Raw genomic sequence first — 13764 nt, forward strand, 5'->3', positions numbered from 1 at the left:
ATGTCTGATAAAGGAATATTAATCGTCATTTCAGGACCATCTGGGGCAGGAAAAGGCACGATTTGTGCAGAACTCCGCAAACAAATGCCAAATTTGGTCTATTCTGTATCGATGACCACACGTCAACCACGAGTGGGTGAAGAAGAGGGCATTAGCTATTTCTTCCGAGATGTAGATACATTTGAAAAGTTAATCAAAGAAGATGCATTCTTAGAATATGCAAAAGTGTACGATAATTATTATGGTACACCGAAAGAGCACGTGATGAACTTATTAGAAGAAGGCAAAAGCGTGATTTTGGAGATTGATATACAAGGTGCTATGAAGGTAAAAGAATCCTACAGCGATGCTGTCTTTATCTACGTTGTGCCGCCATCCTTAGATGTGTTGACATCTCGCCTACATGGTCGTGGTACAGATGATAAGGAAGTGATTCATAAACGGTTATCGTTGGCTTGTTCTGAGTTAGCTTTGGCACATCGTTACGATTACATTGTAGTGAACGATGACTTAGAAGATGCTATTGAACGAACGGCATCCATCCTACGAGCAGAGACCTGTAAGATTAGTCGTAACAAAGAAAAGATTCAATACATTTATAAGCGATATAGTAATGAGCAAGAACAACAATAATATAATAAGTAGATAAAGGAGACTTTCATTATGATGGTAGAACCGCATTTAAAAGATTTGGAAAAACAAGTGGATAGCAAATACACGTTGGTAACATTAGCAGCTAAGCGTGCTCGTGAATTGACTGATGGAGATCCATCCCTTGTAGGTGAAGTTGGAACGGAAAATCCAGTGTCTATTGCTTTGTATGAAATCGCCGCAGAGCAAGTAGGTTTTGAACGTACAAAAGATGGTGTTAAATAAATTGATATAATAATAGTAGATGCCTAATGAGTAGAGAAATCAAAGCTGTATTCATTAGGTATTTTTTCTGCGTATACTACATTCCTAAAAGCTATAATAAAAGCACACTATAAAAGTAGAAAATATAAGGGAAGTAGGGTATAATTAAACTGTTCATGTAAATAATTATTGGAGGTTTATATGGCTAAAGATTGTTCATTTGACGTAGTATCTGAAGTAGATATGCAAGAAGTAGATAATGCAGTCAATCAAGCGAAAAAAGAAATCGGCACACGCTACGATTTCCGTAATAGTAAAGCAGATATAGAACACGATGGTGATACTATTAAAATTCATTGTGATGATGAATATAAATTAGGGGCTATCATCGATGTGCTAAAAGGCAAAATGGTTAAACGTAATGTGGCTATTAAAAACTTGGAGTATGGTAAAATTGAACCAGCATCTGGTGGCACTGTTCGTCAAGTTGTGACTATCAAAAATGGCATATCTAAAGAGGTTGCTAAAGATGTGGTAAAACTCATCAAAAACATGAAATTAAAAGTGACAGCTCAAATTATGGAAGACCAAGTACGTGTAGCAGGAAAAGATAAAGATCAGTTGCAAGCAGTGATTACTATGCTTCGTGAACAAGATTTACCTGTGGAATTACAATTTGTGAATTTCCGTTCTTAACCAAATAGAGGAGCATCACCGAATAGATGCTCCTATTTTATCATGTGAGGGACTATGAATGTAGAAGATATGCGGGGTGGATACACTACTGGTTCCTGCGCAACAGCAGGGGTAAAAGCTGGACTCTTAGCCCTAATCGAAGAAGAAATCGTGGATCAAGTTTCTATACGAAACCCTCAAGGTGCTTTCATTGATGTACCCATTGCGAAGGTAGAAGTGGTATCTCCATCAGAGGCAATGGTAACAGTTGTGAAAGACGGTGGTGATGATCCGGATGTCACACATGGTACGGATATTGTAACTACGGTGACACTCAATCAATCTGGTACCATTACTTATGAATCTGGGTTTGGTGTAGGAACCATAACTAAACCTGGACTGGCTTTACCGGTAGGTGAACCTGCTATCAATCCAGGCCCTAGAACGATGATTTCCTATGTGTTCGACGATCTCGTACCAAAGGGGATGGGCATTCATGTGAAAGTGTCCGTACCAGCGGGGGAAACCTTGGCTAGAAAAACCTTGAATGGCACTCTTGGTATTGAAGGCGGTATTTCTATTATTGGTACAACAGGTATTGTAAAACCTATGAGTGAAGAAGGGTTCAAAAACTCCTTAGTACCGCAATTACGTGTCATGAAAGAAGCTGGCTATACAACGGCTATCCTGGTACCGGGGCGTATAGGACAAGAAATTGCGAAAGAGCAGCTGGGTGTTTCTATCAACCAAATGGCAGAAACAAGTAATTTTATTGGCTTTATGTTAGAACAATGTGTAAAAATTGGCTTTAAAAATATTCTTATTATTGGTCACATTGGTAAAATTATTAAATTGGCTAGCGGTAGCTTTCATACCCATAATCGCATGAGTGATGGACGTATGGAAACGATTGTTGCCTATGCAGCCTTAGAAGGGGCATCTCAACAGGTGTGCGAAGAATTAATGGACTGTCGCACCACAGAAGCGGCTATGCCAATTATAGAACGGGAACACCTAGAGGGCATTTATCAACGCGTAGCGGATCGGGCGTCTTTGCGTTCTATGCGATATATTGCGCAAGAGGCAAACGTTGGTATTATCATATCTACCTTAGATGGCACTATATTGGCTGTCGATGAGGTAGCGAAGAAAATAGGAGAAGAAGAATCATGGCACATACCTTGTATGTCGTAGGTATTGGCCCTGGGAATCCAGAGTATGTAGTACCTAGAGGATTACATCTTATCAAAGAGGCTAAGGTTCTGGTAGGAAGTGAACGGGCCTTAGAAGATTTTGCTCAGCCTGGTCAGTTGACCTTTCCCATAGCGAAATTAGCGCCTATGGCAGAGTGGATGGGACAGCAACTACAATCCAATGACATTGTAGTCTTAGTCAGCGGTGATACAGGATATTATTCTTTATTACCGTATTTAAAAACTAAGTTTCCTAACAATCCTATTGATGTAACACCAGGAATTAGCTCCATGACATTTGCCTTTGCTAGACTTGGTGAGGTCTGGCATAATGCAGATTTAATGAGCTTTCATGGTCGTCGACCAGAAGAGAAAGACTTATATTATAAGAAAGGGCGTAAGTTAGGGTTCCTAACAGATCCTGAGCAAAATCCTGCTTATATTGCAAGATATTTAATCGAAGAGCATGGTTGGCCAAAGGATACAAAAGCAGCTGCTTGCGAGCGATTAAGTTATGATGATGAGCGTATTGAACGCGGTACATTAGAAGAATTACAGATATTGGAGGGCTTTGGTCACTCCGTGATGGTGGTATTAGGATGAGACATTTTTTTGGAATTGAAGACGAGGAATTTATTCGTGGCGATGTGCCCATGACGAAAAAAGAAATTCGCATGGTTGTTATGAATGAAGCCCGCATTGAAGAGGATAGCGTAGTTCTTGATGTAGGGGCCGGTACAGGTTCGATTTCTATCGAAGCTGCTTTAGGAGCTCCTAAAGGACATGTGTATGCCATAGAACGCTTTGAAAAAGCGACAGATTTAATTCGCCAAAATCAAGAAAAATTTGGTGTGAAAAACTTAACAATTATTGAGGCCAAAGCGCCAGAAGGCATGGAAGATTTGCCAGAATTAGATGCTGTTATTATCGGCGGTAGCGCTGGTGGTATGGGCACCATTATGGACGAAGCGACACGCTTGTTAAAGGTGGGCGGTCGTCTTGTGGTAACAGCCGTGACTATGGAAACAGGGTATACCATTTTGAAAGAATTAAAAGGTAGACCATATACCTATGAAGGATTTCAAATGCAAGTGAGTCGTTTCAGAAAAGCTGGTCCATATCATTTATTAAATCCATTGAGCCCTATTTTTATCGTTACTGCAGTGAAACAGGAGGCATAATATGGCACAAGTGCATATTGTGGGCGCTGGCCCTGGAGATTCAGAATTAATTACCCGCAAGGGATATCGATTGGTGCAAGAAGCAGATGTAGTGATTTACGCAGGCTCTTTGGTCAATCCAGCTATTTTAGAAGCTTGCAAAGAAAGTTGTGAAATTCACAATTCTGCCTCTATGAGCTTAGATGATGTATTAGCAGTGACAAAAGCGCGTGTAGCAGAAGGTAAAACAGTGGTTCGATTACACACAGGTGATCCTGCAATCTATGGAGCCATCCAAGAACAAATGGATGCGTTAAAAGAAATGGGAATCACTTTTGATGTAACACCAGGGGTAAGTTCCTTTTTAGCAACGGCAGCAGCTTTGCAACAAGAGTATACATTGCCCAATGTAACGCAAACTGTGATTATCACGCGTATGGAAGGCAGAACACCTATGCCAGAGAAAGAAAAATTATCTATGCTGGCTAGTCATGGTGCTACTATGTGTATTTTCTTGTCTGTTCAAATGATTGACAAGGTAGCAGAAGAGCTAATCGAAGGTGGCTATGACAAAACGACACCAGTAGCCATCGTAGTGAAAGCATCTTGGCCAGATCAACGCATCATTCGTGGTACATTAGAAACCATTGCTGATGTGGTAGCAGAAGAGGGCGTTATTCGTCAGGCTATGATTGTAGTAAGCCGTGTATTAGACACAGATTACGAATTGTCTAAGCTCTATGACAAAGGCTTTGCTCATATGTATCGGGATGCTAAGTAATGAAGGTTGCTATAGTATCTGTTACAAAACGTGGGGCTAAGCTTGGGCAACAAGTGCGCAGTGCTTACGTACAAGACCATGTGGTAGATTGTTATGAAAAAGAAGAACGTGAAAGTGGAGACACAGCCATATCCTTTTCTTCCTTGAAACTGCATATTGAGCAATTGTGGAAAGAATATGATCGTATCTTATTCATCATGGCTACAGGCATTGTGGTACGCATGATTGCGCCTTTCATTAAGCATAAATCAGAAGATCCAGCCATTTTAGTGATGGATGAAGGTGGTCATTTTGTGATTAGCCTATTATCTGGTCACTTAGGGGGTGCCAATGAATGGACCAGTGAAGTGGCTATGATTACTGGTGCTACGCCGGTGATTACAACCGCGACAGATGTGAATCAGTTGCCCGCACCAGATGTATTGGCTCGTAAGATAGGCGCCAAGGTGGAAGACTTTTCCATGCTTATTAAGGTGAATGCAGCTATCGTCAATGGTGATGCTGTTAAATATTATTTGGATAGTACCTTGGCAGATGACTTTGAGCCAGCTGTGCAAGCACATCAAGTGGACTATGCTCTCTTTCATCCAGAGGAAATATTTCCATGGGGGGATGAGCCAAAGGTTGTCATTACGGATAGAACCATTGATTGTATAGGTGTTGCACTGGTGTTGCGTCCACCGACTATGACGGTAGGTATCGGATGTCGCCGTGATACACCGAAGGAATTGATACTTTCAGCCGTAGCAGAATCATTGCAAAATATAGGACGGTCCCCATTAAGTGTGAAAGGAGCGGCCTCAGTTATCGTAAAAGCTGATGAAGTAGGATTATTGGAAGCCATGGAAGAGCTCAAATGGCCTATCCAATTTTACACACAAGAAGAAATGGCCCCTTGTATTGAAGAGGCACAAATTATAGAATCAAATTTTGTTAAAGAAACTATAGGAGTAGGAAACGTATGCGAAACGACAGCATTATTATTAGCGCAGGGGCAGGAGCTACTGCAGCACAAAACAATATTTCCGAGAACAACCGTAGCCATTGCACGGGTTCATTGCAAGTTATCGGAATAGGCCCTGGTAATCCTGAGTTTATGACGCCAGAAGCGCGTGAAGCGATTTTACAAGCAGACCGTGTGGTAGGGTATCTTACATATTTAGACTTAATTCAAGACCTTGTAGCAGACAAAGTAACTGTAGGTACAGGTATGATGCAAGAGGTAGATCGTTGCCAACAAGCAGTTAATTTGGCTGTAGAAGGTTACAAAGTGGTGGTAGTATCCAGTGGTGACCCTGGTGTATACGGCATGGCCGGTCTTGTCATTGAATTGGCTAATAAAGTAGCAGAGGAGAAACGTCCACCTGTACATATCGTACCAGGTTTAAGTGCTGTGAATATGGCGGCAGCCGTATTGGGTGCTCCATTAATGCATGACTTTGCTGTCATCAGCTTAAGTGATTTGATGACACCATGGGATTTAATCAAAAAACGTGCCGCTCTATGTGCAGAAGGTGATATGGTTATTGCTTTATACAACCCACGCAGTAAAAAACGTATCACTCATTTAGATGAAGTACGTGAATTAGTTTTACAACATCGTGATCCTAACACACCAGTAGGCATTGTTCAAAAAGCAGGCCGTCAAGGTCAACATATTATTATTTCTGATTTAGAACATTTCCACAAAGAAGAAATTGATATGCAAACATTAGTTATCATTGGTAATAGCCAAACCTATGTGGAAAATGGTAAAATTATTACTCCACGAGGATATAAACTGTGATTTGGGTTATAGCGGGCACATTGGATGGTCGTAACTTGGCGGTGTCTGTGCAAGAGCATACGGGATTACCGGTGTTGGTGTCTGTGGTGAGCCAATATGGTGCACAATTGGCATCCCATCCAGGCATTGAAGTGCATGAAGGACGATTGAATTTAGAAGAGATGAAAGCTCTCATTCAAAATAAAGGGATTACCATGCTCATCGATGCGAGCCATCCTTATGCAGCAATTGTGACAGCCACAGCACGTGAGGCAGCAGCAGATATGGAGATTCCTTTCATTCGATTTGAACGGAAAGAAGTTCCGTTACCAGCGTATGATAAATTACACCATGTGAGCAATGAAGAGGAGGCAGCTACCTTAGCAGGTAAGCTAGGTAAAGTGGTATATCTGACAACAGGTAGTAAGACCATGCATGTCTTTGCCAAGTCTGAAGCTCTACAAGATGCAGAAGTATGGACCCGTGTGTTACCAACGGCGGAAGTGCTACAAATGATGGAAGACTTAGGTGTCTCTCCTAAGCATACCATCGCTATGCAAGGACCATTTTCTTATGACATGAATAAGGTGATGTTCCAAGATACAAAAGCAGAGGTAGTAGTGATGAAGAACTCTGGCCTTGTAGGAGGTTCAGATACTAAGCTACAAGCTGCTATCGATTTAGATGTTCATGTCATTGTTATTGATCGCCCAACACCGGCAAAAGGGGCAGTGACAATTTCAACAGTAGAAGAATTTAAAACCCTATGGGAGGATTACGATGGATTACATTAAAAACCCGAAAGCAATTGAAGATAAAAGTATGGAAATTATTTACCCATATGTGAAAGACATGGGATTTACTGAAGACGAAATTCGTGTGGTATCTCGTACTATCCATGCGTCTGGTGACGTAGAATATGCGAAATTATTCCGTACTAGTGAAGGTGCTGTAGCTGCAGGTATTGCAGCTGTGAATAATGGCGCTCATGTTTACACTGATGTGGAAATGGTGCGCACAGGTATTTCTAAACCAGCATTGAAGCTTCACAACAGTGAAGCACATTGCTTAATTCGTGATGAAAAAGTAGCAGAAATGGCAAAAGAATTAGGTGTAACACGCTCTATTGCGGCTATGCGTACATTTGGTAAACAATTAGAAGGTCAAATCGTGGCGATCGGTAATGCACCGACTGCTTTATACGAAGTATTGCGCCTTGCCTTAGAAGAAGGTATTCGTCCCGCTTTAATCATCGGTATTCCAGTAGGCTTCGTAGGTGCTGCAGAATCTAAGGATTATTTAGCAGAAGTATCTCCAGTTCCTTATATTACAATCCAAGGTAACAAAGGTGGTAGCTCCATTGCTGCATCCGTTGTTAACGCATTGTTCTACACAGATGTAAAACGTAACGATATGTTATTTGTAGAAGGAAAAGAAAAGAAATAATGAATAGAACGAGTCAAACACGCAATGCATGGCGTATGTTTCTCGTTCTAGTGTTTGGGGCAGCAGCGATTGCTGCCCTCATCTTATCATTAGTATTTGGGTCCGCCCAGACTACATTGGCTCAAATATGGCATACATTGTGGTCTCCCACTTTATCTGATACGAACTCACTAGTCATATGGAACATTCGCTTACCGAGGAATATAGTAGCGGCCCTAGTAGGCTCGAATCTAGCTGTAGCAGGTGCTATCTTACAAGCAGTTATGAAAAATCCATTAGCAGATCCGCAAATCGTAGGGGTTTCCTCAGGTGCAGGATTAGCTGGTGTCATAGTATTAATTTTATTTCCTTACCTAGAATATGCAGTGCCATTCATCGCCTTTATTGGCGCTTTGACGGCAGCTATTCTTGTATATGCCTTAGCCTGGAAACAGGGCATACGTCCGAGTCGTATTATCTTAGCTGGCGTAGCCGTAGCTGCATTTCTAGGGTCCATGATATCTGCCCTTCTCGTGTTCTATGGTGATCGCGTACAAGGGGCTTTATTATGGATGGTAGGTGGTCTTGCTGCTCGTAGTTGGCCACAAGTGTATATCTTAATTCCTTATACCATAGGTGGCTTGTTATTTGCTTTCTTAGGAGCAAAACGATTGACCATACTCAGTTTAGGTGATGAAACAGCACGCAGTTTAGGCTTAGCCGTTGAAAAAACACGGTTTATGATGACTGCCGTGGCGGCATTATTGGCGGCGAGTGCTGTATCGGTGGCAGGTTTGATTGGTTTCGTAGGATTGATTATTCCGCACATTGCGCGCATGATGTTGGGCACAGATTATCGATTCCTATTGCCGGGCTCTGCCTTCTTAGGAGCTTTTGTGCTAGTTATTAGCGATACTGTGGGGCGTACGTTATTTAGCCCAATTGAAATTCCAGTGGGTATTATTATGGCTTTCTTTGGTGCGCCATTCTTCTTGTATTTATTGAGGAGGGATGACTAATGAAACCAGTAATTTCTGTGAAAGATTGTCGTGTCTCCTTCGGGGAAAAAGAAGTCTTAAAGGGCATCGATTGGACCGTCTATGAAGGGGAAATCGCTACCTTAATCGGTCCTAATGGTTGTGGTAAAAGTACATTATTACATGCCATTACTAGTGCCATTAAAAGTACCGGAACCATCCAAATTGCAGGGAAAGAGGCAAAGGGCTATTCTAATAAAGAATTAGCTAGATATATGGCATTTTTACCACAAGTGCCTTCTATCCCAAAAGATATGTTAGTAGAAGAACTCGTTAACTGTGGTCGATTCCCATATCAATCTTGGTGGAAGCAACAAGGATCCCATGATACAGAAGTGGTAGATGCTGCCCTAGAGGCCACACAAGTGAGTCATTTACGGAATCAGCTAGTATCTTCCTTATCTGGTGGAGAACGGCAACGGGTATGGATTGCTATGGCCTTAGCTCAAGAACCAAAGGTATTGATTTTAGATGAACCAACCACCTACTTAGATATTAATCACCAGTTGGAGATTATGGAACTGTTACAAGACTTAAATCGCCGTGAAGGGTTAACAGTTGTCATGGTTCTTCATGAATTGAACCAAGCGGCACAATATTCCCATCGGGTCGGTGTACTCTATCAAGGGCATATCTTGGCCGATGGATCACCAAAAGATGTAATGACAGAAGAATTACTAGAAAAAGTATTTGCTGTTAGAACAGATGTAGAAGTAAGAGAGTTTCCTTATATACGGATACAGGGGTTGCTGTAGTACTTAAGCAAAACTTAACAAGAAATCTATAACTTTTTATATTGGCATAGTCATAACCATTGGCTATGCCGATTTTTTTGAGTTGGGATATGTACTGATGGTGTTAGTATATAAAATAATAATTCTATGATACAATAACGGTATATTAATGAGTAAAATTGACAAATAATTTTCAAAAATAAGATGTTTGATATGGGTGTGGATACTATTTTTAAAATAAGTGGTGAAAGATTAGGAATAGGGTAGGACGATAAATTTTTAAAGGAGTATATATGAATACAACAAAAGAATGGATTGAAAAATATGAAACAGTAAAACATTTATTAGTTGCCCCTATGAACTATGCAGAAGTTTTTGAAAAAAATGAAATTCATGGGAAAAAATTATTTGTTTTAGAAATGGGAGAACTTATATTTCCTACGGGAGAAATTTTGGTAAGAGATCCTTTGGTTTGGCTGACTAGAGTAGAAAAACCTTACTTAACAAAAGTACCAATAGGAAAGTATAGCATTGAAACTTTAGTAGCAGAAATCGAAGAAGAACACTATCGTTATGTACTTACAAGAGTAAAATTTAATGAATATAAGCCTGTGATTTATTACGAAGCTTTAAAAGGCGATGAAAACCTAGAAGATGTAGATAATGAAAGTATTTTTGGATTTATGGTTGATGCAGGATTGGCAACTATAGTTGATGTAGAAACAAGAGATAAATATTGTGATTTTGTAGAGCAGTGGTGTAAAGAAAATACTGAAAAAAATATTTATAATGATTTTTTTGCAAAGGAATTTAAAGAAAATGCCATGAAATATCCAAAATTTCAAAGAGAAGATGGAGACTGGATAAACTTTAAAATTCCTAATACAGATTTATCAATTCCTATGATTCAGTCTGGTTTTGGAGATGGACAGTATCCAGTATATTTTGGGTATGATGAAAAGGAAAATCTTTGTGATATTGTTTTAGAGTATATACCGATAAATTAATTTCAAAGGGGGATAAAAAGTCTAATTTAAATAATGAAGCAAATGCTATAGATGAATTAGATTTTTACATAATAGAATATAGAAAATATGAACATAAAAAGAACTTTAAGCATTATCAAGCTTTCTTTGATAAATCAGAAACTATTATTTCTTATCTTGAAAAGCATTTAAACGATGAAGAGATTGATGCAGAAAAATGGATAGATGTAACAAGTGAATTTACAGAATAAATAAAAGTTGTAATGAGGTAGAATATGGAAAAAATAAAACATGATTTTTTTGGAGAATTAGATTTAGTAAATGGATTAGACGATGGTATGGGATTTAGTAATGATGTTGTTGTATTGTGGGAAGAAGAGGTAAATGGAATTAATACAACACTTTGGTATGGTAAACCAGCTAAAATCACAACAGAGTTATTAGATAATTTTACGAAGTTTTTACAAAATTTTGGTGAATATAACATAAAAGCTAGAAAAGTAATAGGAGAATATCTATTAGAAGATAATACATATATTACATTTCATAAAGAAGAATTAGGACTTGATTTACCAGAAGGTGTAAATGAATTTGTACAATGTATGAAAGTTACGAATATTGGATTATGGACAGATGGAGAGAATGTAATGATTGTAGATTATATGATTTCTCCAGAAGAAAGTGATGAAATTTTAGCTGTTAAATTTAATGATAGTCTTGATATTATAGATATTTCTTGGGAAAGTTAAAATTTAAAATTAAAGGGTAACTATTAGAATATTTTGTGTAAATGTCAATATAAGAATGTACAATTTTGACGATATAAAATGCACTTAAATTGCAAGTAGAAGACGAAATAGGAAGTTTGAAGTAACATATAGGTACGAAATCAATTCAGAAGAGATTAAAAGGAGAAGAAAGTGAACTGCTTATAATTTGTAAATAGTTGAGAATGAAAGCAACAAGATAGCAAAATAAAATGCATGCTATACAGTATATAGATTGCTATATATGTTAGCATGCATTTTATCGTTTATAATTGTACTTTCACGCCGTAAATGATCTTAACTAATTCAGCCATTGCCTCAGGTGTTTCTAGTCCAGGATTCAATAGGAACCATTGGGAAGGTAAGAAGATAACTTTGTCATTTTTCACAGCTTGTAATTGATTCCAAGCAGGGTTGCTAGTCATTTCTTTGGCAAAGGTTGCATTGATTTCATCCTTTTTACCCATGGTAACGACAAGGATTATGTCCGGGTTATCTACTGTTAATGTTTCCAAGGAATAAGGCACTGTTTTAGATGTCACATTGTCTTTCAAATGTTGTTCTACTACATTGTTGATGCCTAATTCACGAACCATGGACGCCGTAATTGCTAATGGAGTTTCGGCTGTTACCGATTTACCAGTAGCTCGTAATACAGCGATTTTGACAGGTTTATCTTTAGGGACAGCAGCTTTCACAGTATCGATTTTTTTATTGTAATCTTCGATGACAGATTTGGCTTTATCTTCTGTATGGAAAATATTACCCAATAATGTTAAAAGTGGAATATTATCATTGATTCCATCGTAGTTAATCAAAATAGATGGAATGTTATTGCTATCTAGTTGCCCTTTGAATTTTTCATGTTGGCTAGGTAAGCCTAATACTAAATCAGGATGTAGACCAACTAATTGTTCCATATTAGGATTGGCTGTATGGCCTATGCTTGGTAATGATTCAATTTCACTAGGTAATTTTTCGTTACTTTCAACACGAGCGATGGCTTTGCCACCTACAGCATAGATCATTTTAGAAATAGAGTTAGATAGGGCTACCACCTTGGATGGGTTAGCAGGAATTGTGTAGGACTGATCTTGGTAAGAGACAGTGCGAGTTGTTTCTGTTGTAGTAGGACCTGTTTTTGCGCATCCACCTAGTAACAAAGAAGTGGAAAGTAGAACAGCACTACAAATTTTTAAATATGTTTTCATTGTTTATTTCTTTCAAATAAGGGGATACGAAACGTATCCCCCTAAATTTTAATACTATACTATTGTGATTGCAATTATTTTACTAATGCATCATATGCTTCGGAAGCACGTTCAGCAAAGATATCACGAATTTGTTGGTTTTCACCAGCACCATGGATGTAAGTATCTACAGTGAAACCTTCTTTCATAAGGATATTTTTGTGAGAATCAGGTTCGTCGCCAGCCATATCGTTGTTTGCATGGTCACCAGCCACCATCATTAATGGCATTAATGTAACGTGTTTGATTCCTTTTTCTTTCAATTGAGGGATCACTGTTTCAAGGTTTGGCCATCCTTCAACAGTGTAAAGGTATGTGTTTTGGAATCCCATGGAATCGATACGATCTTGGATTACTGCATAGTACGCATTAGATGGATCTGGAGTACCATGAGCCATGATCAATACAGCAGAATCTTTTGTTTGGATCATAGGGAATTGGGAAGAGTATGCTTTTAATGCTTGTTCAATATCATCGCGTTGTTCTTCTTGTCCCATCCAATACATTAAAGGTAAACCTAATGTCATTTTTTTGAAATCTTGTTTATGGTGGTTGAATACAGCGCCAGCATAGTTATATTCCATACCTGGAATCATATTTAATGTTGTTAAAGCAACACGAGTGTATCCATCAGCTTTTAATTGGTCTAATGCTTCTTCTGGAGTAGGGTATGTAATGCCTTCTTTAGCTTTAATACGGTCAATGATGATATGGGATGTGAAAGCAGTGACTACTTTCACATTTGGATGTTGTGCTTTGATTTCATTGATTGTAGCATCAATTGTTTTTGCACGAGTATCTTTGAAAGTAGTGCCAAAGGACATAACTACGATAGCATCTTTATTCATTGCGTCTTTCATCATTGGATTTTCGTATGTGCGAACACCAATGGAAGCTGCTTCTTGTAATGCTGGAGTTGCGTCTTTTACTTCAGAGTTTAACATGTACGCCGCATCAGTAGATTGAGAAACACCGAAAGCTGCAGTTACGGCTAATGCTGCAACCATAGCGCTTTTAGAAAAGAACTTCATAATAATTCTCCTTACCTAAAACTAGAATATACCCAAAAGCATGAATACTTATTTTCCCTATTCATACTTACTATTATTATAATCTCAACTGTGATAAGTGTCAAT

Annotated in this window: 17 protein-coding genes; 15 read left to right on the top strand and 2 right to left on the bottom strand. The window is 38.8% G+C overall.

Annotated features, from left to right (window positions below; translation table 11 throughout):
* The 15 genes from gmk (at position 1) to EO117_RS01660 (ending at position 11360) form a co-directional block, all read left to right on the top strand.
* A complete protein-coding gene (gene gmk / locus EO117_RS01585; RefSeq protein WP_126938772.1) occupies positions 1 to 633 on the top strand; it encodes a guanylate kinase in 633 nt (210 codons plus the stop codon).
* 30 nt (positions 634 to 663) lie between these two features.
* Complete coding sequence (gene rpoZ / locus EO117_RS01590) at positions 664 to 876, top strand: DNA-directed RNA polymerase subunit omega (RefSeq protein ID WP_009354099.1); 213 nt, start codon at positions 664 to 666, stop codon at positions 874 to 876.
* 180 nt (positions 877 to 1056) lie between these two features.
* Positions 1057 to 1551, top strand: a complete 495-nt coding sequence (locus EO117_RS01595; RefSeq protein WP_062402554.1) for a YajQ family cyclic di-GMP-binding protein — start codon at positions 1057 to 1059, stop codon at positions 1549 to 1551.
* Positions 1552 to 1605: 54 nt separating this feature from the next.
* Positions 1606 to 2724, top strand: coding sequence for a cobalt-precorrin-5B (C(1))-methyltransferase CbiD (gene cbiD / locus EO117_RS01600; RefSeq protein ID WP_126938773.1), 1119 nt, complete (start codon positions 1606 to 1608; stop codon positions 2722 to 2724).
* Positions 2700 to 3326, top strand: a complete 627-nt coding sequence (gene cbiE / locus EO117_RS01605; RefSeq protein WP_126938774.1) for a precorrin-6y C5,15-methyltransferase (decarboxylating) subunit CbiE — start codon at positions 2700 to 2702, stop codon at positions 3324 to 3326. The genes cbiD and cbiE overlap by 25 nt, the downstream gene beginning before the upstream one ends.
* A complete protein-coding gene (gene cbiT / locus EO117_RS01610; RefSeq protein WP_126938775.1) occupies positions 3323 to 3904 on the top strand; it encodes a precorrin-6Y C5,15-methyltransferase (decarboxylating) subunit CbiT in 582 nt (193 codons plus the stop codon). The genes cbiE and cbiT overlap by 4 nt, the downstream gene beginning before the upstream one ends.
* Before the next feature lies 1 nt (position 3905).
* Positions 3906 to 4664, top strand: coding sequence for a precorrin-4 C(11)-methyltransferase (gene cobM / locus EO117_RS01615; protein WP_126938776.1), 759 nt, complete (start codon positions 3906 to 3908; stop codon positions 4662 to 4664).
* Positions 4664 to 5740, top strand: coding sequence for a cobalt-precorrin 5A hydrolase (locus EO117_RS01620; protein ID WP_126938777.1), 1077 nt, complete (start codon positions 4664 to 4666; stop codon positions 5738 to 5740). Before cobM ends, EO117_RS01620 begins: the two co-directional genes overlap by 1 nt.
* Positions 5741 to 5760: 20 nt before the next feature.
* Positions 5761 to 6450, top strand: coding sequence for a precorrin-3B C(17)-methyltransferase (gene cobJ, locus EO117_RS01625; protein WP_371413062.1), 690 nt, complete (start codon positions 5761 to 5763; stop codon positions 6448 to 6450).
* On the top strand, positions 6447 to 7223 hold the full coding sequence (cobK, locus tag EO117_RS01630) for a precorrin-6A reductase (RefSeq protein ID WP_126938779.1): 777 nt from the start codon (positions 6447 to 6449) through the stop codon (positions 7221 to 7223). The genes cobJ and cobK overlap by 4 nt, the downstream gene beginning before the upstream one ends.
* A complete protein-coding gene (locus tag EO117_RS01635; RefSeq protein ID WP_062402575.1) occupies positions 7210 to 7875 on the top strand; it encodes a precorrin-8X methylmutase in 666 nt (221 codons plus the stop codon). Before cobK ends, EO117_RS01635 begins: the two co-directional genes overlap by 14 nt.
* Positions 7876 to 7910: 35 nt before the next feature.
* On the top strand, positions 7911 to 8873 hold the full coding sequence (locus EO117_RS01640; RefSeq protein ID WP_371413063.1) for a FecCD family ABC transporter permease: 963 nt from the start codon (positions 7911 to 7913) through the stop codon (positions 8871 to 8873).
* Complete coding sequence (locus EO117_RS01645; protein WP_126938781.1) at positions 8873 to 9646, top strand: ABC transporter ATP-binding protein; 774 nt, start codon at positions 8873 to 8875, stop codon at positions 9644 to 9646. The genes EO117_RS01640 and EO117_RS01645 overlap by 1 nt, the downstream gene beginning before the upstream one ends.
* Before the next feature lie 272 nt (positions 9647 to 9918).
* A complete protein-coding gene (locus EO117_RS01650; protein ID WP_126938782.1) occupies positions 9919 to 10632 on the top strand; it encodes a DUF4241 domain-containing protein in 714 nt (237 codons plus the stop codon).
* A gap of 254 nt (positions 10633 to 10886) precedes the next feature.
* Positions 10887 to 11360 carry a DUF2004 domain-containing protein gene (locus tag EO117_RS01660; protein WP_126938783.1) on the top strand — a complete coding sequence of 158 codons (474 nt, stop codon included), beginning with the start codon at positions 10887 to 10889 and terminating at the stop codon, positions 11358 to 11360.
* Between the two features lie 284 nt (positions 11361 to 11644).
* On the opposite strand, the gene EO117_RS01665 is transcribed toward EO117_RS01660, so the two are convergent.
* Both EO117_RS01665 and EO117_RS01670 read right to left on the bottom strand, forming a co-directional pair.
* Complete coding sequence (locus EO117_RS01665) at positions 11645 to 12589, bottom strand: ABC transporter substrate-binding protein (RefSeq protein WP_126938784.1); 945 nt, start codon at positions 12587 to 12589, stop codon at positions 11645 to 11647.
* A 74-nt stretch (positions 12590 to 12663) separates the two neighbouring features.
* Positions 12664 to 13635, bottom strand: a complete 972-nt coding sequence (locus EO117_RS01670) for a sirohydrochlorin cobaltochelatase (protein ID WP_371413064.1) — start codon at positions 13633 to 13635, stop codon at positions 12664 to 12666.
* Positions 13636 to 13764 lie beyond the last annotated feature (129 nt).

Source organism: Veillonella sp. VA142 (assembly GCF_003992135.1).
Lineage (GTDB): Bacteria > Bacillota > Negativicutes > Veillonellales > Veillonellaceae > F0422.